Annotated in this window: 19 protein-coding genes; 14 read left to right on the forward strand and 5 right to left on the reverse strand. The window is 73.7% G+C overall.

The genetic code is table 11. The features are described 5' to 3' along the window. The first annotated feature begins 18 nt into the window (after positions 1-18). The 6 genes from ABT360_RS16110 to ABT360_RS16135 all read left to right on the forward strand — a co-directional run bounded on the left by ABT360_RS16110 (position 19) and on the right by ABT360_RS16135 (position 9,258). Positions 19-411: an ankyrin repeat domain-containing protein gene (locus ABT360_RS16110; protein ID WP_351815737.1), complete on the forward strand. Its 393-nt coding sequence runs from the start codon at positions 19-21 to the stop codon at positions 409-411. Positions 412-660: 249 nt separating this feature from the next. Beyond that, the gene (locus ABT360_RS16115) at positions 661-2,079 is read left to right on the forward strand and encodes a HEAT repeat domain-containing protein (protein ID WP_351815740.1); all 1,419 of its coding nucleotides are present in this window, start codon (positions 661-663) and stop codon (positions 2,077-2,079) included. A gap of 96 nt (positions 2,080-2,175) precedes the next feature. Beyond that, complete coding sequence (locus tag ABT360_RS16120; RefSeq protein ID WP_351815742.1) at positions 2,176-3,363, forward strand: glycosyltransferase family 4 protein; 1,188 nt, start codon at positions 2,176-2,178, stop codon at positions 3,361-3,363. Beyond that, positions 3,360-4,523 carry a glycosyltransferase gene (locus ABT360_RS16125; RefSeq protein WP_351815745.1) on the forward strand — a complete coding sequence of 388 codons (1,164 nt, stop codon included), beginning with the start codon at positions 3,360-3,362 and terminating at the stop codon, positions 4,521-4,523. The genes ABT360_RS16120 and ABT360_RS16125 overlap by 4 nt, the downstream gene beginning before the upstream one ends. After that, a complete protein-coding gene (locus tag ABT360_RS16130) occupies positions 4,520-5,653 on the forward strand; it encodes an SGNH/GDSL hydrolase family protein (RefSeq protein ID WP_351815747.1) in 1,134 nt (377 codons plus the stop codon). The genes ABT360_RS16125 and ABT360_RS16130 overlap by 4 nt, the downstream gene beginning before the upstream one ends. Next, positions 5,650-9,258 (forward strand): hydantoinase B/oxoprolinase family protein, encoded by a 3,609-nt coding sequence (locus ABT360_RS16135; protein WP_351815750.1) that lies wholly within the window; start codon positions 5,650-5,652, stop codon positions 9,256-9,258. Before ABT360_RS16130 ends, ABT360_RS16135 begins: the two co-directional genes overlap by 4 nt. Here the strand turns inward: ABT360_RS16135 and ABT360_RS16140 are convergent. Genes ABT360_RS16140 through ABT360_RS16155 form a run of 4 tightly spaced genes read right to left on the reverse strand, consistent with a single transcriptional unit; the run spans position 9,242 to position 12,802 of the window. Then, complete coding sequence (locus tag ABT360_RS16140; RefSeq protein ID WP_351815753.1) at positions 9,242-10,105, reverse strand: biotin-dependent carboxyltransferase family protein; 864 nt, start codon at positions 10,103-10,105, stop codon at positions 9,242-9,244. The two genes, ABT360_RS16135 and ABT360_RS16140, sit on opposite strands and share 17 nt — an antisense overlap. Beyond that, positions 10,102-10,728, reverse strand: a complete 627-nt coding sequence (locus tag ABT360_RS16145; RefSeq protein ID WP_351815756.1) for a 5-oxoprolinase subunit B family protein — start codon at positions 10,726-10,728, stop codon at positions 10,102-10,104. The genes ABT360_RS16140 and ABT360_RS16145 overlap by 4 nt, the downstream gene beginning before the upstream one ends. Continuing rightward, on the reverse strand, positions 10,725-11,489 hold the full coding sequence (locus ABT360_RS16150; protein WP_351815759.1) for a LamB/YcsF family protein: 765 nt from the start codon (positions 11,487-11,489) through the stop codon (positions 10,725-10,727). The genes ABT360_RS16145 and ABT360_RS16150 overlap by 4 nt, the downstream gene beginning before the upstream one ends. A 23-nt stretch (positions 11,490-11,512) precedes the next feature. Beyond that, positions 11,513-12,802: an MFS transporter gene (locus ABT360_RS16155; protein ID WP_351815761.1), complete on the reverse strand. Its 1,290-nt coding sequence runs from the start codon at positions 12,800-12,802 to the stop codon at positions 11,513-11,515. A gap of 186 nt (positions 12,803-12,988) precedes the next feature. Between ABT360_RS16155 and ABT360_RS16160 the strand changes: the two genes are divergently transcribed. The 4 genes from ABT360_RS16160 to ABT360_RS16175 all read left to right on the forward strand — a co-directional run bounded on the left by ABT360_RS16160 (position 12,989) and on the right by ABT360_RS16175 (position 21,458). After that, positions 12,989-13,717, forward strand: coding sequence for a GntR family transcriptional regulator (locus tag ABT360_RS16160; protein ID WP_351815764.1), 729 nt, complete (start codon positions 12,989-12,991; stop codon positions 13,715-13,717). A gap of 161 nt (positions 13,718-13,878) precedes the next feature. Beyond that, complete coding sequence (locus ABT360_RS16165) at positions 13,879-15,405, forward strand: hypothetical protein (protein ID WP_351815767.1); 1,527 nt, start codon at positions 13,879-13,881, stop codon at positions 15,403-15,405. 427 nt (positions 15,406-15,832) lie between these two features. Next, positions 15,833-16,750 carry a hypothetical protein gene (locus ABT360_RS16170; protein ID WP_351815770.1) on the forward strand — a complete coding sequence of 306 codons (918 nt, stop codon included), beginning with the start codon at positions 15,833-15,835 and terminating at the stop codon, positions 16,748-16,750. A 31-nt stretch (positions 16,751-16,781) separates the two neighbouring features. Continuing rightward, positions 16,782-21,458 carry a hypothetical protein gene (locus tag ABT360_RS16175; protein ID WP_351815773.1) on the forward strand — a complete coding sequence of 1,559 codons (4,677 nt, stop codon included), beginning with the start codon at positions 16,782-16,784 and terminating at the stop codon, positions 21,456-21,458. Positions 21,459-21,551: 93 nt separating this feature from the next. On the opposite strand, the gene ABT360_RS16180 is transcribed toward ABT360_RS16175, so the two are convergent. Continuing rightward, positions 21,552-21,983: a hypothetical protein gene (locus ABT360_RS16180; RefSeq protein ID WP_351815776.1), complete on the reverse strand. Its 432-nt coding sequence runs from the start codon at positions 21,981-21,983 to the stop codon at positions 21,552-21,554. A gap of 372 nt (positions 21,984-22,355) precedes the next feature. Between ABT360_RS16180 and ABT360_RS16185 the strand changes: the two genes are divergently transcribed. The 4 genes from ABT360_RS16185 to ABT360_RS16200 are packed head-to-tail and all read left to right on the forward strand — an operon-like array spanning position 22,356 to position 26,550. Then, entirely contained in the window at positions 22,356-25,085 is a 2,730-nt protein-coding gene (locus ABT360_RS16185) for a sensor histidine kinase (RefSeq protein ID WP_351815779.1), read from the forward strand. Further along, positions 25,082-25,519: a roadblock/LC7 domain-containing protein gene (locus tag ABT360_RS16190; RefSeq protein WP_351815782.1), complete on the forward strand. Its 438-nt coding sequence runs from the start codon at positions 25,082-25,084 to the stop codon at positions 25,517-25,519. Before ABT360_RS16185 ends, ABT360_RS16190 begins: the two co-directional genes overlap by 4 nt. Positions 25,520-25,529: 10 nt before the next feature. Further along, positions 25,530-25,958, forward strand: coding sequence for a DUF742 domain-containing protein (locus ABT360_RS16195; RefSeq protein ID WP_351815785.1), 429 nt, complete (start codon positions 25,530-25,532; stop codon positions 25,956-25,958). Further along, positions 25,939-26,550, forward strand: coding sequence for a GTP-binding protein (locus ABT360_RS16200; protein ID WP_351815788.1), 612 nt, complete (start codon positions 25,939-25,941; stop codon positions 26,548-26,550). The genes ABT360_RS16195 and ABT360_RS16200 overlap by 20 nt, the downstream gene beginning before the upstream one ends. Positions 26,551-26,586: the final 36 nt, after the last annotated feature.

Here is a 26,586-nt window from a genome sequence, read left to right on the forward strand (position 1 = left end):
TGAAAGGCAGTACGTCCGATGAGTGAAACCCCGGACCCCGAGGTGATCGCGCTGGCGTCCAAGGTCTTCGATCTGGCACGGCAGGGTGACGCCGAGGCGCTCGCCGCGTACGTCGACGCGGGCGTGCCCGCGAACCTCACCAACGACAAGGGCGACTCCCTGGTGATGCTCGCCGCCTACCACGGGCACGAGGAGGCGGTGGCCGCCCTCCTGGAGCGCGGCGCCGACCCCAACCGTGTCAACGACCGGGGCCAGACGCCGATCGCGGGCGCCGTGTTCAAGGGCGAGGACGGCATCATCCGTGCTCTCCTGGCCGCCGGTGCCGATCCGGAAGCAGGAACTCCGTCCGCGGTGGATACCGCGAGGATGTTTGGGAAGACGCACCTCCTGGAGCTGTTCGAGTCCCGGTGAACGGGTGACGAACGCCAGGTGAGAGCGGCGCCGTAAATGTGGTCGCGGTGGCGAAATGGCTGGGTCATCATGACGTCGGGCCCGTACGGGGCCACCGACGAGAGGCAGAGGAAGATGGTCGACACCAAGCGGAAGACGACGGGCGGCTCCACATGTTGCTGCGCGGCCTAGGTAATCACCGTTCCCCGGTCACCCCGGGATCCCCGGTCTCCTCCGGGTGCGTCGACAGCTTGATGTGAGGCATTTTCCATGTTCGATCCAGTCATAGCGCCGAGCGGTACCCTGCTCGGCCTGCTGCAGAGGGGTCGCGGCGACGGCACGCTGCACGCGCTCGCCGCGCCACGGGCCGAAGCCCTCGCGGCCCTCAACCACTGCGTTCTCAGCGACCCCCGCCAGGACTGGCAGGTCGAGAACCGCTCCCTCTACTACGCACGCCTCTACCTGGATCTGCACGGCGGGCTCGAAGAGATCGAGGCCCACCTGTTCGGCGCCGAGGACCTCCTCGACACCGAGGAGTCACGGACCGGGCTGGCGCTCGCCGTCCTCGGCCATCTCGCCGCGTACGGCCGCGAGGACGCCCTCGTACTGCTGCGCCGGTACGCCGCCACCGGGACCAATTGGTCCTGGGCGCTCGACGAGCTCGCCCTCCGCGACGACGACGCCGGGCTGCGCAGCCTCGCCACCCCCGTCCTCGCCCGGTTTCCCGCCACCCCGGACGGCGAGGCCGAGCTGGCCGCCGCCGTGCGCGACGCCTTCGAGCCCCGCCCGTGGCGGCTGTGGGCCGAGGACCGGCACGACGCGATCGGCGCCCGTGTGCGAGCGGCCCGGGAACAGGGCTCCTTCGACCGCTGGCAGCGCCAGATGCGCCCCACCGGGCCCCGGCCCGGCTGGAGCGTCCAGGCCGTCTTCGAATGGGCCCAGGAAGGCCTGGAGCGCGGATCGGTACTCCATGTGCCGGCCGCCCGCTGCCTGACCGCCGTCGCCGGCCCGGACGACCGACCCCTGATCGTCGAGGCAGCCCGCAGCGGCCCCGACGGTGCCCGCTGCGCCGCGCTGCACCATCTCGCCGAGGCCCGGGACCCCGCCGTCCTCGACCTCATCGAGGCCGCGGCGGCGAGCGACTCCCGTATCGTCGCCGAGGCCGCCGTCGCCGCCTTCGAGCGCATGTGCGGCGACGAGGCCGTCGACCGCGCACGCGGCTGGGTGCACCGGCCCGACCCCCTGGGCGCCTCCGCGGCGGGCGTACTGGCCTGCCGGGGCGATGCCCGCGACGCCACGCTCGTCCTCGGGGCGTTGCGCGAGGCGGTACGGGCCGAGGGCCCCGACGCGCCGTCGCTCTACTCCCTCGTCGACGGCACGGGCAGGCTGGGCGTCGCCTGTGCCGCACCCGTACTGCGCCACATCTACCGCGAAACCGCCTCATCCCAGCTGCGCGGGCGCACGGCCCGCGCCCTGGCCGCCACGGACCCCTCCTTCCCCACCGGCTTCGCCGTCGAGTGCCTGTGGGACTGCGAGGAGACCACCCGGGAGATCGCCGCACTGCACGCCGAGACCGGTGACGTACGGGTGGCCGAGCGGCTGCGCCGCCTCGCGGCCGACCCCGCCGAGGAGGACGAGGTGCAGACCGCCGTACGGAGCAGGATCGGACCGGACCTGCCCAAGCTCTGACCCCGCGCGGGGGCGCGGGCAAAAGCTCATGGGACGTTCCCCGCACGGAAAGATCCAAGTCGGCGGAGCCACGCCGGGCACGACGACAACACCCGTATGCGTGTCGTCATCGTCACCGAGTCCTTCCCTCCCGACATCAACGGTGTGGCGCACTGCGCCCTGCAGACCGCCCGGCATCTCGCCGTGCGCGGCCATGACCCGCTCGTCATAGCCCCCGCCGTTCCCGCAGCCGCTGGGGCTGCCCCGGGAGCCTCCGCCGTCTCCGGAGCCTCCGCCGGCTCCCGAGCGCCTGCGGCCTCCCCGGACGCGGACGCCCCCTGCCGGGTCGTACGCGTCCCGTCCCTGCCGCTGCCCGGCTATCCGCAGGTCCGGGTGGCGCTGCCCAGCAGGCGGGTGGCCGCCGCGATCGCGGCACACCGGGCGGACCTCGTCCACCTCGCGAGCCCCTTCGTCCTCGGCGTACGCGGCATGGCGGCCGCCGCGCGGCTCGGCCTGCCCGCCGTCGCGGTCTACCAGACCGACCTCGCCGGCTACGCCCGCACCTACGTGGGCGCGGGCGAGGGCGCCGCCTGGCGGCGGCTGCGCGCCGTGCACGGCGCCGCCGACCGGACCCTCGCCCCGTCCACGGCCGCCGTCAGGGACCTGGAACGGCACGGCGTGGCGCGAGTACGGCTCTGGCCGCGCGGCGTCGACACCCTGCGGTTCCGGCCCGAGCTGCGGGACGCGGCGCTCCGGCGTGAGCTGGCGCCCGGCGGTGAACTGCTCGTCGGGTACGTGGGGCGCCTCGCGCCCGAGAAGCGGGTGGAGCTCCTGGCCGGGGCGTGCGGCCTGCCGGGCGTACGCGTGGTCGTCGTCGGCGACGGGCCGAGCGAGGGCGCGCTGCGGGCCGCCCTCCCCGGCGCCGTCTTCCTGGGCCGCCGTACGGGCGGCGAACTGGCCCGGATTTTCGCCTCCCTGGACGTGTTCGCGCACACGGGTCCTCATGAGACGTTCTGCCAGACCGTCCAGGAGGCCATGGCCAGCGGCGTCCCGGTGATCGCCCCGGCCGCGGGCGGCCCCCTGGACCTGGTCGGCCACGGCCGTACCGGCCTCCTGGTCACCCCGCACGACTCGGACGCCCTCCGTACCGCCGTCACGACCCTGGCCGCAGATCCCGCTCTGCGCGCGGCGTACGGACGGGCCGGGCGGGCCGCGGTCGAGGACAGGACCTGGGCGGCCGTCGGGGACCAGCTCATCGACCACTATGCCGAGGTGCTGCGCGAGCGGACGGCGGTGGCGGCATGAGCCTGCGCATCGTACGGCTGGCGAACTTCGTCACCCCCTTCTCGGGCGGACTGCGCACCGCACTCGACGAGCTCGGCCGCGGTTATCGTGCCGCCGGTCACGAACCCGTTCTGGTGGCGCCGGGGGAGGACGGGAGCGACCGCGTCACGCCCCAGGGCCGCGTCATCACCCTGCCCGGACCTCTCTTGCCCGGCACCGGCGGCTATCGCGTCCTGGCCGGCCGGCACCGGCTGCGGCAGCTGCTGGAGGAGCTCGCCCCCGACCGCCTGGAGGTCGCCGACCGGACCACACTGCGGTGGACCGGCGAGTGGGCCCGGCGCGCCAGAGTGCCCGCCGTGATGGTCTCCCACGAGACGGCGGACGGTGTCCTGCGTACGTGGGGAACGCCGGCCGCCCTCGCCTCGCGGACCGCCGACCGGCTCAACCGCCGCAGCGCGTGGGCGTACACCCGGATCGTGTGCACCACCGAGTGGGCGGAGCGCGAGTTCGTGCGGATCGGGGCGCGCAATGTGGTGCGGGCGCCCCTCGGTGTCGACCTGCGCCGGTTCCGGCCGGAGCGGCGCAGCACCTCCCTTCGCGCCCGGTACGCGCCCGACGCCGACGTACTGCTCCTGCTCTGCTCACGGCTGTCGGTCGAGAAGCGGCCCGGCACGGCCCTGGACACCCTCGCGGAACTGCGCGCACGCGGCGTCCGGGCGGCCCTGGTGGTCGTCGGGGACGGGCCGTCGCGCGACGGCCTGGAGCGACGGTCGCGGGGGCTCGGCGTCCGGTTCCTCGGACACGTACCGGACCGTGAGGAGGTGGCCGTCCTCCAGGCCTCGGCGGACCTCTGCCTGGCGCCCGGCCCGGCGGAGACGTTCGGGCTGTCCGCCCTGGAGGCGCTCGCCTGCGGCACCCCGGTCGTCGCCAGCGCGACTTCCGCGCTCCCCGAGGTCATCGGCGACGCGGGCGCGGCCGCCCAGGACACCCCGGCCGCGTTCGCCGACGCCGTCACCCGCCTCCTGGCCCGCCCGGAGGCCCGCCGCCGCGACGCGGCCCGTGCCCGGGCGGAACTCTTCGGATGGGACCGGGCGGTGGCGGCGTTCCTCGCGGCCCATGACGCCCCCGTACACCCGGCCCGCACCCGCGACCCGAACCCCGGCCCGGAGGTCCCGGCATGACCGCCCCACCGGTCCCGGCGCTCGACGCGCCCGAGGGCCGGGTGGTGGTCGCGCACGGGGGCAGGGAGGTGGTCGCACCGGACGGCCGGGTGGTGGTCGCGCCGGCGGGCCTCACGCCCGTCGGGCCCGGGGACCCCGCCTCCGGTGCCCCGCCGCGGCGAACGCGCCACGCGCGCGTGGCGCCGGTTTCCGGCCAGGTCCGCAGACCCGGCCCGCCCGGTACGCCCGGGCACATGGCGGACGCGCCGCCCGTGCGGCGGTTCGCGGCGCTCGGGGACTCGCTGACCGCGGGGGTCGGCGACCCCGTCGGCGGTGGGCTGCGCGGGTGGGCCGCGCTGCTCGCGGGCGGGCTCGTGGACGAGGCGGCCGAGGGGAACGGCGCCGTGGAGTTCCGGAACTTCGCCGTCAGCGGCGCCCTGGCCCGGGACGTCGCCGAACACCAGCTGCCCCGGGCACTCGCGTACCGCCCCGACCTCGTCTCCGTCGTCGTCGGCGTCAACGACACCCTGCGCCGCACTTTCGACATCGCCGAGCTGGCCCTGACCCTGGACCGGGTCTGCGCGCGGCTCTCCGCCCGGGGCGCCGTACTCCTGACGGCCTGCCTGCCCGATCCGGGCGCCATGCTGGGCCTGCCCCCGCCGCTCGCGCGGCCCCTCGCACGCCGCCAGCGGCAGGTCAACGCCGTCGTGCACGCCCTGTCCGCCCCTTACGACGCCGTCCACCTGCACATGGCGGACACCGCCTGGGTCACCGACCGCAGCCTGTGGAGCGCCGACCGGCTCCACCCCGGAGAGCGCGGGCACCGGACGATCGCCGCCCGGTTCCACGCCCTGCTCGCCGAACACGGCCTGGCGAGCGGTGCCGCGCCCGCCCGTGAGCCCCAGCAGCCCCCGCACACCCGCGCCGGCACGCTGCTGTGGCTGGCCACGGCCGGGACCGGCTGGGTGGTGCGGCGGTGCCACGACCTGCTGCCCCAGTTGCTCCGGCTGGCGGCAGCGGAGGTACGGCACTGGGCGGGAGGCACCTGCGCACGGCTCGACCTGCGCGCCGAACACGCCCTGTCGGCCGCCCTCGCCGCCGTGTCCGCAGCAGTGGCCGTCGAGGCTCCGCTTGCCAGAATGGGGGAATGACAGGGCGCTGGGAGTTCTGGATCGACCGTGGCGGGACCTTCACCGACGTGGTGGCCCGTCGGCCCGACGGGCGCCTGGTCACCCGCAAGCTGCTCTCCCACGACCCCGCCCGGTACCGGGACGCGGCCGTCGCCGGCATCCGGCTCCTCCTCGGGCTCGCGCCGGACGAACCCGTACCGGCGGACCGGATCGCCTCCGTGAAGATGGGGACCACCGTCGCCACCAACGCGCTGCTGGAGCGGCGCGGGGAGCCGACCGTCCTGGTCATCACCGAAGGCTTCCGCGACGCGCTCCGCATCGCCTACCAGAACCGGCCGCGGATCTTCGACCGCCGCATCCTGCTCCCGGAAGCGGTGTACGACCGGGTCGTCGAGGTGCCCGAGCGCGTCGACGCCCATGGCACCGTCGTCCGGCCGCTCGACCCGGTCGCCGTGGGGGAGCGTCTGAAGGCCGCCCATGGCGACGGTTTCCGCAGTGCCGCGGTCGTCCTCATGCACGGCTACCGCAACCCCGACCACGAACTGCGCGTCGCCGAGGCCGCCCGCGTGGCCGGGTTCACACAAGTCAGCTGCTCGCACGAGGTCAGTCCGCTGATCAAGCTGGTGCCGCGCGGCGACACCACCGTCGTCGACGCGTATCTCTCCCCGATCCTGCGGCGGTACGTCGACGAGGTCGCCCGCGAACTCGCCGGGGTGCGCCTGATGTTCATGCAGTCCAACGGCGGACTGCGCGAGGCGGCCCACTTCCGCGGCAAGGACGCCGTACTGTCCGGCCCGGCGGGCGGGGTCGTCGGCATGGCGCGTACGTCGGAGCAGGCCGGCTGCGGGCGGGTGATCGGCTTCGACATGGGCGGCACGTCCACCGACGTGTCGCACTACGCGGGCGAGTTCGAACGGGAGCTGGGCACCCAGGTGGCGGGCGTGCGGATGCGCGCGCCGATGATGAACATCCACACCGTCGCGGCGGGCGGCGGGTCGGTCCTCCACTTCGACGGACAGCGCTACCGGGTCGGGCCCGACTCGGCCGGCGCGGACCCGGGGCCCGCCTGTTACCGTCGCGGCGGTCCGCTGACGGTGACCGACGCCAATGTGATGCTCGGCCGCGTACAGCCGGAGCACTTCCCCGCCGTCTTCGGACCGGAAGGGGACCAGCCGCTCGACGCGGAGGTGGTGCGCATCCGCTTCACCGCCCTCGCGGCGGAGGTGCGGCGGCACACCGGTACGGCCCGTACTCCGGAGGAAGTCGCCGCCGGTTTCCTGGAGATCGCCGTCCTGAACATGGCGAACGCCGTCAAGAAGATCTCCGTACAGCGCGGCCACGACATCACCCGCTACGTCCTGACCAGCTTCGGCGGCGCCGGCGGCCAGCACGCGTGCGCGGTGGCCGACGCCCTCGGGGTCGACACGGTCCTGGTGCCGCCGCTGGCCGGGGTGCTCTCCGCGTACGGCATCGGGCTCGCCGACGCCACCGCCATGCGGGAACAGTCCGTCGAGGCGGAACTCGACGAACCCCTCCACGCGCGCGTGGAGGACCTCTGCGACCGGCTCGCCGAACGCACCCGCGGCGAACTGCGCGCCGACGGGCTGCCCGACGAGGCGATCAGCACCCACGCACGCGTGCTGATCCGCTACGCGGGCACGGACGCGAGCCTGCCCGTACCGCTCGGCTCCACCGAGGCGATGACGGAGGCGTTCACGGAGGCACACCGCGCGCGGTACGCCTTCACCATGGACAAGCCCCTGGTCGTGGAAGCCGTATCGGTCGAGGCGGTGGGCCGGGCCGGACCCCACGGCCCCGCCGACGCCGAACAGCCGCCAAGAGAGGACCCGTTGCGGCCCCGCGCGACCGTGACCATGTTCGTGGACGGCGAGCGGAGGGACACCCCGCTGTACCGGAGGGAGGACCTCCGTCGTCCCTCCGACACGGTGCCGGGGCCGGCGGTCATCGCCGAGGCCGACGCCACGACCGTCGTCGACGACGGATGGCAGGCCGCCGCGGCCGGTACCGGACACCTGCTGCTGACCCGGGTACGGCCCAGGCCGAGCCGCAGTGCCGTCGGCACGGACGTCGACCCGGTCCTCCTGGAGGTCTTCAACAACCTCTTCATGGCGATCGCCGAGCAGATGGGCGTACGGCTGGAGAACACCGCCCACTCGGTCAACATCAAGGAACGGCTCGACTTCTCCTGCGCCCTCTTCGACGCGGAAGGCAACCTGATCGCCAACGCACCCCACATCCCCGTCCACCTCGGCTCCATGGGGGAGTCCATCAAGGAGGTGTTGCGGCGCAACGAGGGGACCATGCGCCCGGGGGACGTGTACGCGATCAACGACCCGTACCACGGCGGGACCCATCTTCCCGATGTCACGGTCGTGACACCCGTCTTCGGCCCTTCCGGCGACCTCCGCTTCCTCGTCGCCTCACGCGGGCACCACGCCGAGATCGGCGGCATCACCCCCGGCTCCATGCCCGCCTTCAGCCGCAGCATCCACGAGGAGGGCGTCCTCTTCGACAACTGGCTGCTCGTACGCGACGGGCGGCTGCGGGAGGCCGAGACCAGGAGGCTGCTCACGGAGGCCCCGTACCCGTCCCGGGACCCCGGCACCAACCTCGCCGACCTGCGCGCCCAGATCGCCGCCAACGAGAAGGGCATCGAGGAACTGCGCCACATGGTGGACCAGTTCGGCCTCGACGTCGTCCACGCCTATATGCGGCACGTACGGAACAACGCCGAGGAGTCCGTGCGCCGGATCGTCGCCACCCTCCACGACGGCTCCTACCGGTACGAGACGGACGGCGGCGCGGTCATCCAGGTGGCCGTGCGTGTCGACCGGGAACGCCGCGGTGCCGTCCTCGACTTCACCGGCACCTCACCGCAGCAGCCCGGGAACGTCAACGCGCCCACGTCGGTGGTCATGGCGGCCGTCCTCTACGTGTTCCGGACCCTCGTCGACGACGACATCCCGCTCAACAGCGGTTGCCTGGAGCCGCTGGACGTACGCGTACCGGAAGGCTCCATGCTCGCCCCCGCCTACCCGGCGGCGACGGTCGCGGGCAACGTCGAGACCTCGCAGGCCGTGACCGGGGCCCTCTACGCCGCGCTGGGCGTCCAGGCGGAGGGCTCGGGCACCATGAACAACGTCACCTTCGGCAACGACCGGGTCCAGTACTACGAGACCGTGGCGAGCGGCTCGGGCGCCGGGGACGGCTTCGACGGCGCCGACGCCGTACAGACCCATATGACCAACTCCCGGCTCACCGACCCCGAGATCCTGGAGTGGCGCTACCCGGTCCGCGTGGACGCCTTCGCGGTACGCGGCGGCAGCGGAGGGCGCGGCCGCTGGCGGGGCGGCGACGGCGTCGTACGGCGCATCCGCTTCCTGGAGCCCATGACGGTGGCCCTCCTCACCGGACACCGGAGGATCCCCCCGTACGGCATGGCGGGCGGCGCTCCCGGAGCGCTCGGTGAGAACGCGGTGGAGCGCGCCGACGGCACCGCCCGAAGGCTGGAGGGCGTGGACGTGGTGGACGTCGATCCGGGGGACGTCCTGGTCGTCTCGACCCCCGGGGGCGGCGGCTACGGCGCGCCTACCGGACGGGAATGAACCGGACGGGCGTCCCCGGTACCGCCTGGGCGGCCGCCGCCAGATCCCGCTCCCGGACCACGGCCACCACCGGATATCCGCCGGTCGTGGGATGGTCCGCGAGGAACACCACCGGGCGCCCGTCCGGCGGCACCTGGACCGCGCCCAGGACCATGCCCTCGCTGGGCAGCTCACCCCGCACGGCACGCTCCAGGGGCGGGCCTTCGGTGCGCAGCCCTATGCGGTTGCTCGCCGGCGACACCCGGTACGCGCGCGTGGCGAAGGTCCGGAGCGCCGCCCTGGTGAACCAGCCGTGGCGTGGGCCGAGCCGGACGCGCAGCACCAGCTCCTCGGGCGGCCCCGGCCAGGGCACGACGTCCGGTCCGGGCGGCCCCGACGGCTCCGGGCCCAGCGGCAGCACGGCGCCATCACTCAGGGGCGCCGGCCCGAGCCCCGAGAGCAGGTCCGTGGAGCGGCTGCCCAGCACCGGCTCGGCGGCGACGCCCCCGGCGAACGCCACGTACGAGCGCAGGCCCCGCACCGCCGCGCCCACCTCCAGCACGGCGCCCGCGGGGACACGTACCGCGGTGCCCCAGGCCACCGGCCGCCCGTCCACCGTGACGGCACACGGCGCGCCGCCCACCGCGACGGTCACCGCGCAGCGCGGCCGTACCGCGCACCCGCTGACCGTCGTCTCCAGCACGGCCGCGTCCACCGGGTTGCCGACCAGCCGGTTGACCAGGCCGCTCGCGTACGGGTCGAGGGCGCCGGACCGCGGCACGCCCAGGTGCGCGTGGCCGAGGCGTCCCCGGTCCTGCACGGTGGTCAGTGCCCCTGCCCGCACGACGGCGAAGGCCCGGTCGGTCATCGGCCCCCCACGCCCACCGGGACGAACCGCACCCGCGTGCCCGGCGCCAGCAGTGCCGCGGGCTCCCGGGCGGGGTCCCACAGCACCGCGTCCGTCGTCCCGATCAGCTGCCAGCCGCCGGGCGACGAACGCGGGTACACGCCCGTGTACGGGCCGGCCATCGCCACCGAGCCCGCCGGGACGGCCGTGCGCGGCGTGGCCCGCCGGGGCACCTCGTAGGCCGTCGGCAGCCCGGTCAGGTAGCCGAACCCGGGCGCGAAGCCGCAGAACGCCACCCGGAACTCGGTCGCCGCGTGGATCCGCGCGACCTCGTCCGGCGTCACACCCCACAGGGCGGCGACGTCCGGCAGGTCGGGCCCGTCGTACCGGACGCGTATGTCGACGGCGGGATCCACGCGCGCGTGGAGCGGCTCGACCTTCCATCCGGCGACGAGGGCGGCGAGCCGCCCGGGCTCCTCCACGCCGTCCAGCAGCACCGTCCGTGCCGCCGGAACGATCTCCGTCAGGGCGGGGAGCGAGCCCGCCGCCCGGCGGCGCAGCAGCTCGGCATGGAAGGCCTCGGTCTCCTCGCCGCTGTCGAGCTCGACGAGCAGGGCACGCTCGCCCACCGCGAGGGTCCTCATACGAAGGCCTCCACGCGGACACCGGAGTCCTCCAGCCGGCTCCGTACGCGGCGCGCCAGGTCGACCGCGCCGGGCGTGTCACCGTGCAGGCACAGCGACCGGGCGCGGACGGCCACCGAGCGCCCGCACCGGGAGGTGGTGACACCGAACCGGGCCATGGACACGGACCGTTCCACGACGGCCGCCGGATCGGTGATGACCGCCCCCTCCTCACGGCGGGGCACGAGCGTGCCGTCGGCGGTGTACGCGCGGTCGGCGAACGCCTCGGTGACGACCGGCAGCCCGGCCTTCTCGGCCACCTCGTGCAGCCGGGAACCGGGCAGACCCAGCAGCGGGAGCCGCTCACCGGTCAGCAGAACGCCGTCGACCACCGCCTGCGCCTGCCCCTCGTCGTGCACGACCCGGTTGTAGAGGGCACCGTGCGGCTTCACGTACGACACCCGTACACCGGCCGCCCTGGCGAACACCTCCAGGGCACCGATCTGGTACGCCACTTCCGCGGCCAGCTCGTCGTAGGGCACGTCCATGGAGCGCCGTCCGAAACCGGCGAGGTCGCGGTAGGAGACCTGGGCGCCGATCCGTACCCTGCGCTCGGCGGCCAGGGCGCAGACGCGCCGCATGGTGACCGCGTCCCCAGCGTGGAAGCCGCAGGCCACATTGGCGCTGGTGACGACCGACAGGAGCTGTTCGTCGTCCGTCAGTTGCCAGCGCCCGAAGCCCTCTCCCAGGTCGGCGTTGAGGTCGATCGAGGCCCAGGTCATGGTGGTGTCTCCTTACGCGTGCGTCACGCGAGCTCGCGGCCGCGCGTCTCGGGCAGGCCGAGCAGGGCCAGTACGGCGATGCCGTAGCCGACCGCGCCGAAGACCAGCGCCCCGCCCACGCCCCAGCTGTCCGCGAGGAAGCCGACGAGGGTCGGGAAGAACGCACCGACCGCCCGGCCGGTGTTGTACGTGAACCCCTGGCCCGTGCCGCGCACCGCCGTCGGGTAGAGCTCGGCGAGGAACGAGCCGAACCCGCTGAAGATGGCCGACATGCAGAAGCCGAGGGGGAAGCCCAGGACGAGAACGAGGCCGTTCGCCCCGGAGGGGATGTTCGTGTACGCGAGGATGCACACCGCCGAAAGGACCGCGAAGATGACGATGTTGCGCTTCCGGCCCAGCCGGTCGGTGAGGTAACCACCCGTCAGGTACCCGATGAAGGCACCGGATATCAGGAAGGTGAGGTAACCGCCCGTACCGACGACGGTCAGCCCCCGGTCGCTCTTCAGGTACGTCGGTACCCAGGTGGCCAGCGTGTAGTAGCCGCCCTGGACGCCCGTGGACAGCAGCGTCGCGAACATCGTCGTCCGCAGCAGACCCGGCCGGAAGATGGCCGTGAAGGAGCCGCGCTCGCTGCTCGACTCCCGCACCTCGGCGATGTGCGGCGCGTCCTCGACGTTCCTGCGGACCCACACCACGAGCAGGGCCGGCAGGGCACCCGTCCAGAACATCACGCGCCACGCGGTGTCCGGGTCGAGGAAGTGGAAGACCAGCGTGTAGACGATGACCGCGAGGGCCCAGCCGGCCGCCCAGGCGCTCTGGACCCCGCCGAGGGTGCGGCCGCGGTGCTTGGCGGAGGCGTACTCGGCGACGAGGATCGCGCCGACCGCCCACTCGCCGCCGAAACCGAGGCCCTGAAGGGCACGGAAGACCAGCAGCGTCTCGTAGTTGGGCGCGAAGCCGCACAGGACGGTGAAGAGCGCGTACGTGATGACCGTGATCATCAGTGCCTTCACCCGGCCGATGCGGTCGGCCAGGATCCCGGCGAGGATGCCGCCGATGGCCGACACGACGAGGGTGACGGTGGTGAGCAGGCCGGTCTGGCCGCTGCTCAGGCTGAAGTACGCCGAGATCGCCACCATGCTCAGGGGCAGCGTGAAGAAGTCGTAGGAGTCCAGGGCGTAGCCGCCGAACGCGCCGCCGAAGGCACGCCGGCCACGCGGTCCGAGGGCGCGCAGCCAGGCGAACGCGCCCCTGTCGTCGGCCAGTTCGTCCGGGGAGGCCGGAGAAGTCCTTGAGCTTCGGGTCGTACTCATCTGCACCTCGCAGAGGGGGAGGCAGGCGTGAGCGATCGGGGTGGAGCGGGGCTGTGCGGTGTCCCCAAGGTAGGGATTGTTGAACGATCCGACAAGGGGTTCGTTCTCTCGTTCTTGCTTCCTGGTTTCCTTCTACGATGAGCGGGCGGAAGCGTGGACGGACGCGACGGGCGAGGAGAGGGTGCTGTGGGGACGACGGGCTCCGGGAGCGGCGGAGGAGGCGGTCTGGCGGACGACCGGGCGCTGCTCGGGCGCACGAGCACTGCGGAGCGGGTCGCGGACATCCTGCGCACCCGAATCGCCGAGGGCTTCTTCCTGCCCGGCACCCGGCTCTCGGAGGACAGCATCGGCGGCGCGCTGGGGGTGTCGCGCAACACGTTGCGCGAGGCGTTCCGGCTGCTCACGCATGAGCGGCTGCTCGTCCACGAGCTGAACCGCGGGGTGTTCGTGCGGGTCCTCGCCGTCGACGACGTCGTCGACATCTACCGCACCCGGCGGCTCGTCGAACGTGCCGTCGTGCATGACCTGGGGAAGCCGCCGTTCGCGCTGGACGGGCTGATCCGGGCGGTCACCGACGGCGAGCGTGCCGCGCGGGAGGGTGACTGGAAGGGCGTCTCCACCGCCAACATCCACTTCCACCGGGAACTGGTCGCCCTCGCCGGCAGTGACCGCATGGACGAGCTGATGCGCGGTGTCCTGGCCGAACTCCGGCTCGTCTTCCACACGGTGGACGACCCGCGCGCGCTGCACGAGCCCTATCTCATCCGAAACCGGGAGATTCTGGACGCCCTACGGGCGGGGGAGCGGACGAAGGCGGAGCGGCTGCTCGTGGACTACCTGGACGACTCGCGTGACCAGTTGGTCCAGGTTCACTCCCACTTAGTGGAGAGCGATCCGGCAGAGGCGACCGGCTGACGGTGTTCCCGTGTGCCGGCTGACGGTGCAGTCGCGTGCCGACCGACGGTGCTCTCGCGTGCCGGCTGACAGTGCTCTCGCGTGCCGGTCGGCATGCGGGCTCACCCGGGCCATCTGCGCCGTTTCGACCGTTGTCAGTGCGAGGACCTAATCTGTGCAGCGTGACTTCGCCTGCCTCGACGGAATTCGTTCCGCCCCAGCTCAGCGCGGGGCCGCGGCCCGCACAGGGCCCGGCCGCCGACGAAGGGCTCGCGCGGCGGCTGCGCGCGCTCGCGTGCACCGCGCCCCTGCACGACCTGGACGCGCGCAAGGCGAACCTGGCGGGGGAGTACTCGACGTACGCCATGGCGGAGGTCGCCCTCGCCGCGATCGACCTCGTCACGCTCAACATGGACTTCGACACCGGCGCCGACCACGAGCAGATCGTCGCCCGGCTGCTGCCCCGGGTCGCGGCCCAGGCCCCGCAGCGTCCCGCCGCTGAGCACGAGCGCGTGGCCCGCTGGGTCCTGGAGAACCTGATCAACGTCGGCAGCGTGGACCGCGGCTTCCGCGCCGTCTACGGCACGTTCGGCACGGACGGCGTCTATGTACGCCGTGACTACGACTTCAAGCTCATCGAGGAAGTCCCCGGGTACGGCGGCGCCGTTTACCTCCGTACGACGGACGAGGCGGTCAACGTCCTCGTCGGCGCCCTCGACACCGATGTCACCAGCGCGCAGATCGCCGCCGAGGTCAAGCTGGAGGTGCTGATCAGCCGGGGCAGGCTCGCCGACGCCCAGCTCGCCGCCGAACAGGCGCGGTACCGCACCGTGCAGTACGCGGAGACGCTCCGCAAGACGCTGGAGGCCACCCGGCGCAATGTCCGGGCCGTCGACTGGCTCAGCGCCGTACCCGACATGATCGACGAGGCACTCGACCACGTAGCCGACCGGTACCGCCACGAGAACGCCATCCTGACCAACATCCGCAAAGCCCGTGACGAGGCCGAGGACCAGGAGCACAAGCGACGCGCGGCCGAGCTCGTCGACATCGTCAAGGACTGCATCCGCCGCCACACCCAGCTCCAGTCCCGGCTCCTGGAGGCGGGGCCGCTGTTCCGTGCCGAGCAGGACCGGCAGGCCTTCGCCCAGCCCACGGCCCGTTCCGGACTCGACCTCTACGGCCAGTTGGTCGCTCCGGTCCTGCCGCTGCCGGTGGAGCAGGCCATCAAGGTCACCGACGCCTACTTCGCCCACGGCACCGGCCTCCGCGCCCCCGGCGCGGTACGGATGGGAGACCTGGTCGAGCTGCTGATGACCCCGCCGGTGGAGCGGGAACACCTGGGCGCCGAAATGCCGGAACCGGACCTGATCGCGACGCCCGACGACAGCCGGTTCAGCGAGGCGCAGCTGGCGAGCGCCATGGAACTGCTCGACCTCGAACACGACGCGCCGCGCCGCCTCTCCGGGCTGCTCGCCGAGGCCCGCCGCCGCGATCCCGAACTGCCCTACCTGGTCGCCCTGCTGGCGATACACGCGGCGAGCCCTCCGGTCGGTACGGCCTACCGGCAGGGCGAGGAGCGCCTGCTGTTCGCCGTCGACGACGGCACCGAACTGGACGACCCGGAGTTCGGCGGCGCCGACCTGATCGTCGGCACCGCCCTGCTGGACGCGGCGGGCATGGCCGCCGACCGCACGGACGCGGCATGACGACCCCCGCCGCCGGGTCCCTTGCACGCCGTCTCCCGTTGTGGGCAGTCGTCCCGCCTGGCCCGCCCCCCGTTGTGGGCAGTCGTTCCGGATGGGGGTACCTCCCTGGACGAAGTCCTTGGGGGAGGAACGGGTGGGCACAACGGAATCGGGGCGGCGCCCCCTTCCCGGTTCGCCCCGGGGCGGTGCCTGTGCTCGGTGCCCCCCGGCACGGTGCCCGAGCGGCGGCCACTGCTGGGGGCGCGGGACGTGGCCCCTCCGGGCTCGTCTCCTCGAGGCCGGCGGCCTCGGGCTCTCCGGTGGGGAGCCCTTTCGGCGCCGCCAACCTCTGCGGGGACGACCCTGCGAGGCCCTACCCCGGCCGGATGCCGGGTGCGCGTACGTTCCCATCCCCTCACGATCCAACCCGCACCAAGGAGCCCCAGCCGTGAGCGACCACCACGCCGAGCACGCCGACGCGTGGAGCGAGCCGGACGTCCCCGAGGCGGCCCAGCCAGGCACCGTGACGCCCGGCGGCGCCACCGCCGTCACGCCCGCCGACGCGGCCGACGCGGCCCGCCTGGTGTCCTTCGGGCTCCAGCCCAAGCTGCTCCCCGCCCGCGACGCCGAGTACGCCGACCTGCTCCGGCGTTACCGCGAGGAGCCCGCCTTCGCGCGCGTCGCGGACGCCGTCGCCACCGGGCTGGGCCTCATCGTCCTGGAGGTGTCCCCCCGCGCGGGCATGGCCGTCACCGCCGCGGAGGACTCGGTCTTCGCCGTCCGCATGGGCGACTACGCCCGCCGCGCCTCCACCGACTCCGGTGACCGCTTCCTGCACGGCCTCGCCCACCTCGCCGTCGCCGCCATGGCGTTCCCGCGCCCCGAGGACCTCGCCGACGACGGGTACATCGGCCGCATCACCGTCAACGGCGTCGACGCCTTCGTACGCCAGGCCTGCCGGCGGCTGGAAGAGCGCGCCGAGGAGCAGGGGGAGAACACCGACCCGGCCACCGACGCCCCGGGGCTGGAGGCCGCCTGGCGCATCTACGCACGGCGCAGCGCGACGGGTGCCACCAAGGACGCCCGTCGGCTCGCCGGGTCCACCACCGGCATCATCGGCAAGGCCGTTGCGTTCCTCACCGATTCCGGGTTCCTCCAGCGCACCGGCGACGAGGGCGGCGGCTCCTACCGCACCACCGCCCGCTACCAGCTCCAGGTCCGTGACATGGCGGGCAGCGCCGCCATGGCCGAACTGCTGGAGTTGGGTGTCGTCCCCGTCACCGACGGCTCCGCCACCCTCCTGCCGCCGCCCGAGGGCGACGACCTGGAGCTGGCCGCCGACGCCGGCCTCCCCTTCCACGCGTAACACGACAGCACACGACTGAGAGTCCGCCGACATGTACGAGTTGTCCCGGGTCCGCCTCTACTCCATCGGGCCCGCCGGTGCGCGCTACGCCGACACCGTGCTGGACCTGCGCGGAGTGGGCGCGCCCGTGCCCAACCCCGCCCCCACCCAGGCGGAGTTCTTCGAGGAGGAGCCGGTCGGCCCGCCGCGCCGCCCGGCGCCCGCGGGCGTGCTCTTCCTGGAGAACGGCGGCGGCAAGTCCGTGCTGCTCAAGCTGATCTTCTCGGTGATGCTTCCGGGCCACCGCAACACCCTCGGCGGCGCCAGCTCCGGTGTGCTGCGCAAGTTCCTGCTCGCCGACGACTGCGGGCATGTCGCCCTGGAATGGCAGCACACGCTCACCGGCGAGCTCGTCGTCGTCGGCAAGGTCAGCGAATGGCGCGGGCGGCAGGTCTCCAACGACCCGCGCAAGTTCGCCGAGGCGTGGTACTCCTTCCGCCCCGGCCCGGGCCTCAGCCTCGACTCGCTCCCCGTCGCCGAAGCCACCTCCGTACGCCCGCCCGCCGAAGGCATCTCCGGCGCCCAGGGCCGCCGCCGCACCATGAAGGGCTTCCGCGACGCCCTCACGGAGGCGGGCAAGGCGTATCCGCACCTGGAGGTGTACTGGGAGGAGATCCACGACCGCTGGAACGAGCACCTCGGCGATCTCGGCCTCGACCCCGAACTGTTCCGCTACCAGCGGGAGATGAACGCCGACGAGGGCGAGGCCGCCGGCCTCTTCGCGGTCAAGAAGGACTCCGACTTCACCGATCTGCTGCTGCGTGCCGTCACCGACACCCGCGACACGGACGGCCTGGCCGACCTCGTCAGCGGCTTCGGCAACAAGCTCGGCCGCCGCGCCGAGCTCACGGCCGAGCGCGACTTCACCGCCGGCTCGGTCGACCTCCTCGGGCGGATCGTCGAAGCGGCCGACACGCGCGCGCGTGCCCGCGACATCCACACCGGGGCCGAGCGCCGCACCCGCACGCTCGCCCGCCGCCTCTCCGCCCGCGCCGGTGAGGAGCGGGGCCGCGCCGCCGAACTCGCCCAGCAGGTCACCGCCGCCGCCCACACCGTCACCGAGGCCGATCAGGCCCGCGCCCGCGCCTCCCTGATCGCCGCCGAACTGGCCTACCGCCACGCCTCCCTGGCCCTGACCGCGGCCGAGAAGGGCGCAGCCGCCCAGCGTCGCGAGCTGTCCGACGCCCGCACCCTGCACGCCGCGTGGCAGGCCGCCGAGGCGGTCCTCAGGCACCGCGCCGCCGCCGACCGCTCCTCGCGCGTGGCCGCCGCCATCCGCGAGGCCGAGCGGGACGCCGCCCCGGCGCTCGCCGCCCGCGCGAAGGCCGCCGCCGACCTCGTACGGGCGCTGCACGCGGCCGCCGAGGAGGGCGAGCGCCACGCGGGCGAGGAGGAAGAGCGCTCCGCCGCCCTCCAGGAGGCGGGCGAAACCGCCCACCGCGACGCCACCGCCGCCGCCACCGAGGCCCAGCGCGCCCGCAGCGAGGCGGGTCACCTGCGTCAGCGCCTCGCCGAGGTGGAGCAGGAGACCGCCGAAGCGGTACGGGCCGGCTGGCTCGACGACACCGCCCCGGACGCCGACCCGGCCCGCGCCGCGCTCGCCGCCAGCGACGCCGAGAAGACCACGGTCGCCGCCTGGGACGAAGCCCGTGACGCCGCCCGCGCGGCAGCCGACCGCGCCCGCGAGGCGGCCGCCGCCGAATCCCGCGCCGAACTGGCCGCCGCCCGCGCCTTTGACGCCGCCCAGGCCGCCGAGAACGCCTACCAGGCCGAGCGCCGCGCCGCCGAGTCCATCGCCGCCGAGGAACGCCTCGCCGAGCTGCTGAGCCTGCCGTCGACCGTCCGGGCGGCCGTACCGGGCCCCCGCCAGGGCGCGGACGCCGACTCCGAACCCGGTTCCGGTGCCGACGAGGTGCCCGTACCCGTACGGGCGGCCCAAGGGCCCCTCACCGTCGAGGAGTTCGACCGGTACGCGGACGAGCTGCGCGACCTCCTCGACCAGGGCATCGCCTCCGCCGAACGCAAGCTCTTCGAGCTGCGTACCGCGGCCGCCGACGACTCCCGCATCCTCGGTGCCCTGGGTGACGGCGGGCTCCTGCCGCCGGGCCCCGACGTCCTCGCCACCGTCGAGTTCCTCGGCGAGCAGGGCATTCCCGCCCTGCCCGGCTGGCGTTACCTGGCGCAGGCGGTCGACCCCGCCGACCACGCGGCCGTCCTCGCCGCCCGGCCCGAGCTGGTCGACGGTGTCGTCATCACCGACCCCGTCTCGTACGCCAGGGCCCGCGAAGTCCTCGCCGGCGCCGCCCTGCTGCCGCGCTCCGCCGTCGCCGTGGGCACCGCCGCCGCGCTCCTCGCGCCCGTCCCGGGGGACACCGGCACGGACTCGGACGTCTTCCTCGTCCCGCCGAACCCGGCCATGCACGACGAGCACGCCGCCGACGAGGAGCGCCAGGCGCTGCGTGCCCGCGCCGCCGCCCGTGACGAGGAGATCCGCACCCTCGCGGCCCGCCTCACCGGCGACCGGTCGCTCGCCGCCCGTATCGGCTCCTGGCGTGCCGACTGCCCGCCCGGCATGCTCACCGAACTCGCGGAAGCCGCCGCCACCGCGCGCGTGGCCGCCGAAAGGGCCGAGGCCGCGCTCGCCGAGGCCCGCACCGTACGGGCCGAGGCCGACGAGGCGGCGGCCGACTCCGCCCGGGTGCGCGACGAGCGGCAGGAAGCCGCGCAGCGGGCCCGGCGCGTCGCCGACGCCCTCGCGGGCCTGGCGTTCCGGCTGCGTGAGCGGGCCGGCTGGCAGTCCAGGCTCCGCGAACTGGCCGACGAGGCCGCCGAGTGCGAGGCCCGCGCCCAGACCTGCCTGGAGCGTGCCCGCGCCGCCGACGAGGACCGCCGCGCCGCCCAGCGCGCCGCCGACGACGCCCACCGCACCGCCCGCGCCCTGCGCGCCGAGCGGGCCGAGATCGCGGGCGCCCCGGAGAACCTGCCGGAGGAGGACGCAGGCGCCCCCCGCGTGCCGCTCGCCGCCCTCCGCGAGGCCTACCGCGCCGCCTCCCAGCTGTACGAGAAGGTCGGCGTCGGCGCCGACCTGCGCGCCGAGCAGGCCCGCGCCGAGAGCGACGAGAGCGCCGCCCTCGCCGAGCTGGACCGGCTCACCAACAAGGTCCGCACCCGCGCCGCCCAGCTGCTGGAGAGCCCGGACGGCGCCGACGGCCCGTCCCGCCAGGCCGCCGCCGCCCGCGCCGAGTCCCTGGTCCAGATGCTGGAATCCCGCGCCTCCGAGGCCAGCGAGAAGCTCGGCCGGCTGCGGGGCGAGGCCGAGCGCCTGGCCCCCGTGGACGGCGAGTCGCACACCGAGCTGCCCGAGGAGCTGGTGCCCACCGACGCCGACCACGCCCAGTCCCTCCTCCGCACCGCGACCACCGAACTGGCCGTCCGCACCGACGCGCTGGAGACCGCCCGCGCCACCCACGCCCGGCTCCTCCAGGCCCACCGCGCCTCCGAGGACGCGGCGGGCGGCTTCGACGAGACGGCAGCCCTCCTCCGCGACCTGCTCAAGGAGCACACCGACGAGGAGCAGGAGACCCCCGAGCCGTACCCGGGCAGCCTGGAGGAGGCGCGCCGGTCCGCGGCCGAGACGCGGCGTTCCCTGCGCGGCTGCGCGGCCGACCTGTCGGCCGCCGACGCCGCCGTACGGGAAGCCTGCGACGTCCTCGTACGGCACGCCAACTCCACCCGCTACGAACAGGTCCGCACCCCCGCGCGGCAGCAGATCCGCGAACTGCCCGCTTCGGCCCTGCCCGAGCACGCCGCCAAGTGGGCCGACGCCTTCGCGCCCCGGCTGCGCGTCCTGACCGACGAGCTGGCGCAGCTGGAACGCAACCGTGACTCGATCGTCGACCGGCTGCGTGGCCTGGTGGAGTCCGCGCTGGCCACGCTCCGTTCGGCGCAGCGCCTGTCCCGGCTCCCCGAGGGCCTCGGTGAATGGTCCGGCCAGGAGTTCCTGCGGATCCGGTTCGAGGAACCCGATCAGGCGACCCTCGTCGAGCGGCTCGGCGAGGTCATCGACGAAGCGACCCGAGCGGCCGTGAAGAAGAACTCGGACCTGCGCCGCGACGGCATGTCCCTGCTGCTGCGCGGCGTCCAGGCCGCCCTCCAGCCCAAGGGGGTGGCGGTGGAGATCCTCAAGCCCGACGCGGTGCTCCGCGCCGAGCGCGTACCCGTCGGGCAGATGGGCGACGTCTTCTCCGGCGGCCAGCTGCTCACCGCCGCCATCGCCCTGTACTGCACGATGGCCGCCCTGCGCAGCAACGACCGGGGCCGCGACAAGCACCGGCACGCCGGCACGCTGTTCCTCGACAACCCGATCGGCCGCGCCAACGCCACGTACCTGCTGGAGCTCCAGCGCGCGGTGTCGGACGCGCTCGGCGTCCAGCTGCTCTACACCACGGGCCTGTTCGACACCACCGCACTCGCCGAGTTCCCGCTGGTCATCCGGCTGCGTAACGACGCGGACCTGCGGGCGGGACTGAAGTACATCAGCGTGGAGGAGCACCTGCGCCCCGGCTTGCCGCAGCCGGCCGCCGAAGGCGAGACGGTGGTGCACGGCGAGATCACCGCCACCCGTATGTTCAAGCGCACCCCGGATCCGGAGCCGGCCACCGCCGACTGACCTCGCCTGCGCGGCGCGGCGCGGCGACGCCGGGCGCCCCGTGCAACCCCCCTGCGGTCCGGCCCGCCGGGGCCGTACCGGGCCGGCCGCTGCTCAGGCCCGCGACAGCCGGCTGTCGCCCGCGCCCTGGCGCCCCTGCCGCTCCGGTATGCGCGCCGCCCCACGGGTCTCCGTCCGCGCCTCCACGCGGGCGGCCCGCTGGGCTCGGCGGCGTTCCCGGCGCAGCTGACGCGCCGTACTGCTCGGCGTCGACACGACACCATGGCGCTGGTTCCACACCTGCCGGGTCACCCACACGTCCAGCACGGCCCAGGTCGCGACCACCGTGCTGCCGACGCTGCTCAGGACCATCGGAAAGGCCAGCCAGGATGCGGTGAGCGTGCAGAAGAACGCCACCATCGCCTGTATCAGCGTCAGCGACGCGACGAGCACGGCACGCACCGCCGCCGTACGCACCGGGTCGGGGAGCCTCCGCCTCCCCGCCGGCTCTTCCACCCACAGTTCCCGCCGTACCGCCGTCTCCATCCGAACCGCCACTCCCCACGACTGACCCTCTCAAGGGTGGCTGCCCGCCTTCAGCCGTTCTACGCCGACGGTTCTCGCCTCCCCGTACAGGAGGACGAACGCCGCACGGCGAGGATTCCCCACCGAACGCGCAATTCCAGCCATCCGCCCGACGGGCCGAAGTGACGTCCCGCCAGGTGTCATCCGCTACAGCGGCAATTGTCAACTCGCCGAATACCAGGACAACTCATGATCTGTTCGCCACGGTGCGGCTGAAAATCGCCCGGACGTTCCTTCGAGTTGTCCGTGATGCAGTAGTAGGCTCGCGCCGTTTGTTGATGTGTTGATGTGTTCACCCACGCCGACGACAGGCGGGTGCGAGTGGGGGAGGCCATGCGCTTTCGCGGGAAGTCGATCCGCAGGAAGATCGTGGCGTTGCTCCTTGTGCCGCTTCTGTCCCTCACCGGTCTGTGGGGATTCGCGACACTCATCACCGGCCGTGAGGCCAGTCAACTCCTGGACGTCGGTTACATCGTCGAAAAGGTCGGCCGCCCGCTCGAAGAGTCCATTCACGTCATTCAGCAGGAGCGCCGCCAGACGCTGATCTATCTGGCCGACCCCCGTTCCGCCGAAGCCCTTCCCGTACTCCAGCGCGACCGCGCCGCGACCGACCGGGCCATCGCCAGGATCCGGGACAACGCCAAGGACCCCGGTCTCGCCGACGCCCTCAACACCCAGGCGGCCGCGAGGCTGACCTCCCTCCTCGAAGCCCTCGACGACCTGACTTCGCTGCGCCGCTCCGTCGAGAACCGCGCCGTCGGCCGCATCCAGGCACTGGATTTCTACAACCGCCTCGTAGACCCCTGCTACAGCTTCCTCACCAACCTCCACGCGCTGGACAACGTGGAGATGGACAAGCAGGGCCGCGCCCTGGTGGGCGTCGTCCGCGCCCGGGAGATGCTTTCGCGCGAGGACGCCCTGGTGGTCTCCTCGCTCATCAGCAAGAGGGTCACCGCCCAGGACATACGGGCGATCTCCGACCTCGTCGCCCACCGCGAACTGCTCTACGAGGTCAACCTGGAGCTCATGCCCGGCTCCGAACGCGAGACCTTCCAGGCCTACTGGCGCAGCCCCCGCACCGAGCCCCTCCGGGACGCCGAGGACGCGCTGCTCGCCGCCGGCGCCACCGACGAGCCCCGCGCGATCGACGCCGCCAGGTGGCAGGAGCTGGCCACCCCCGTCCTCGACGAGCTCGTCCGCGAGAACACCGAGGCGGGCAAGCGCTACCAGAACCGCGTCGAACCCGTCGCCCACAGCGTCCTGTTCAAGGCGGGCGTCGCCGGCGTGCTCGGCTTCCTCGCCCTGCTCGTGTCGGTCGTCGTCTCCGTACGCATCGGGCGCGGCCTCGTGCGCGACCTCAGGCGACTGCGCAAGGAGGCCCAGGAGGTCTCCGGCGTACGGCTGCCCAGCGTGATGCGCCGCCTCGCCGCCGGCGAACAGGTCGACGTCGAGACCGAAGTACCGCACCTCGAGTACGAGAAGGACGAGGTCGGCCAGGTCGGCCAGGCCCTCAACACCCTCCAGCGGGCCGCTGTCGAGGCCGCCGTCAAGCAGGCCGACATGCGCCGGGGCGTGTCCGAGGTCTTCGTCAACCTCGCCCGCCGCAATCAGGTGCTGCTCCACCGACAGCTCACCCTCCTCGACACCATGGAGCGGCGCACCGAGGACACCGAGGAGCTCGCCGACCTGTTCCGGCTGGACCACCTGACCACCCGTATGCGCCGCCACGCCGAGGGCCTGGTGATCCTCTCCGGCGCGGCGCCCTCACGGCAGTGGCGCAAGCCCGTCCAGCTGATGGACGTCGTGCGGGCCGCGGTCGCCGAGGTCGAGGACTACGAGCGCATAGAGGTGCGGCGCCTGCCGCGCATCGGCGTCGGCGGCCCCGCGGTCGCCGACCTCACCCACCTCATCGCCGAACTCCTGGAGAACGCCACCGTGTTCTCCCCGCCGCACACCGCGGTCCACGTCCACGGTGAGCGGGTCGCCAACGGCTTCACCCTGGAGATAGACGACCGCGGCCTCGGCATGGCTCCTGAAGCCCTGCTCGACGCCAACCTGCGCCTCGCCGAGACCCCCGAGTTCGAACTCTCCGACACCGACCGGCTCGGCCTCTTCGTGATCAGCCGTCTCGCCCAGCGCCAGAATGTGCGCGTCTCGCTCCAGCCCTCCCCGTACGGAGGGACCACCGCGGTCGTGTTCATACCGGCCGCGCTGCTCACCGACGCGCCCGAGACGCAAGGCGCCGGCTTCCGGCTCGACCGCAAGAGCGGCAAGGACGCCCCGCACCGGCGCGCCGCCCTCTCCAAGGTGCCGTCCGGACTCTCCACCGCCCCCGGCCCGTCCGTCCTCGACGGACCGGTCGAGCTGGAGGCACCGGTCGGCGCGCTCGGCCTCGACGACCGGCTCGCCGACCTCGCGGACCTCGACGACCGGCTCGGCGACCTGGAGGAGACCGAGAGTGAACGCGGCGGGCTGTTCCGCGCCCGGCCACCGCTGCGCCCCGTCTCAGGCCCCCACACCGACCACGAGCAGCACCAGCAGGCCTCCGACCAGACCCCCGAGCGCACGCCCGCCGGCCCCGTCCCGCTGCCCCGCCGCAAGCCCCCGACGCTCATCGCGCACCGCGGCCGGCGCCTGGACGAACGCGGCCGTACGCACCCGGCACCCGGCGCGTCCGGGACGCCCCGGGAGAGCATGGAGGCGGCGAGAACCGGGGATACGGCGCAGCCCGCCGGATCCGCCGCTCCCACCGGCCCCGGCGGGCCCGACGACGACGCCACCCTGCTGCTCCGCGGCCTTCCCCGCCGCGTACGCCAGGCGAGCCTCGCGCCCCAGCTGAGGGAGGCGGCCGGGCGGCCCCCGGCGGAGGACGCCGGGCGCCCCGCGGCGGCGGGCGAGCACACCGACCGCGACACGGAACGCGAGGCGGAAGAAGTACGCAGCCGTATGGCGGCGATGCAACGCGGCTGGCAGCGAGGGCGCAGGCACAACGCCGCGAGCACCCCGCCCGCCGGCCGCGGCGAGACAGCACCACGAACGACACCGGAGGGGGACGGTCGATGACCGCACCGAACGCCGCAGCACCCAACTCAACCGGCTCGACCGGCGAGCTGAACTGGCTTCTCGACGAACTGGTCGACCGGGTCGGTTCCATCCGCAAGGCCCTGGTGCTCTCCAGCGACGGCCTCGCCACCGGGGCCTCCAAGGACCTCAGCCGCGAGGACAGTGAGCACATGGCGGCCGTGGCCTCCGGGTTCCACAGCCTCGCCAAGGGCGTCGGCCGTCACTTCGACGCCGGCCGTGTCCGCCAGACCGTCGTCGAGCTGGAGGACGCCTTCCTCTTCGTCACGGCGGCGGGCGACGGCAGCTGCCTCGCCGTACTCGCGGACGCCGACTCGGACGTCGGGCTCGTCGCGTACGAGATGACGCTGATGGTCAAGCGGGTCGGGGCCCACCTCGCGACGGCACCTCGGACCGGACTGCACGTCGGAGGGTGAGGGGGATGCGATGAGTGACGCAGCAGGGCGGCAGAGCCGGCACAGACGCCCGGACCGCCATGAGCCGCACCACTGGTTCGACGACGAGGCGGGCCCGGTGGTCCGCCCGTACGCGATGACACGCGGCCGCACCAGCAGCGCCACCCGCCACCGCCTCGACCTGATCGCGGTGGTCGTCCCCGAACCCGCGGCCGACGACCCCGGCCGCGACCAGACGCTCTCACCGGAGCATGTGGAGATCGTCGAGCGGTGCAGCGACCTCCCCCGGTCGATCGCCGAGCTCGCCGCCGGGCTGGACCTCCCCGTAGGGGTGGTCCGGGTCCTGGTCGGTGACCTCGTCGAGGACGAACTCGTCCACGTAACCCGTCCCGTTCCGCCGGCAGAGCTGCCGGACGTCAGCATCCTCCGTGAGGTGATCAATGGCCTTCGGGCGCTCTAGCACCGGCCGCAAGAAGCGACCGGTCGAGCCGGTGACGCTGAAGATCCTGGTCGCGGGCGGGTTCGGGGTGGGCAAGACCACACTGGTGGGCGCGGTCAGCGAGATCCGGCCGCTGCGGACCGAGGAAACCCTCACCGAGGCGGGCCGGCCGGTCGACGACCTTCACGGCGTCGAGACCAAGTCCACCACCACGGTCGCGATGGACTTCGGGCGCATCACGCTCCGCGAGGACCTGGTGCTGTACCTGTTCGGTACGCCGGGACAGGACCGCTTCTGGTTCCTGTGGGACGAGCTCGCGCAAGGCGCCCTGGGCGCGGTGGTGCTGTGCGACACGCGCCGCCTGGAGGACAGCTTCGCCGCCATCGACTACTTCGAGCGGCGCGGTATCCCCTTCGCGGTGGCCGTCAACCGCTTCGAGGGCACGGCCCGCTTCCCGGCCGAAACGGTACGGGCGGCGCTCGACCTCGACACGGAGGTGCCGCTGCTGATGTGTGACGCGCGTGAACGGGAGTCCGTCAAGGAGGTCCTGGTCGCCGTGGTCGAGCACGCCCTCGCGCTGGCCGCCCGCGCCCGCGAGCCGGTCACCACCTGAACCACCGCGGCCCGTACCCCCACCCCTGCGGTACGG

Origin of the sequence: Streptomyces sp. NPDC000229 (assembly GCF_040300825.1) — a bacterium.
In the GTDB taxonomy this organism is placed as follows: Bacteria; Actinomycetota; Actinomycetes; order Streptomycetales; family Streptomycetaceae; genus Streptomyces.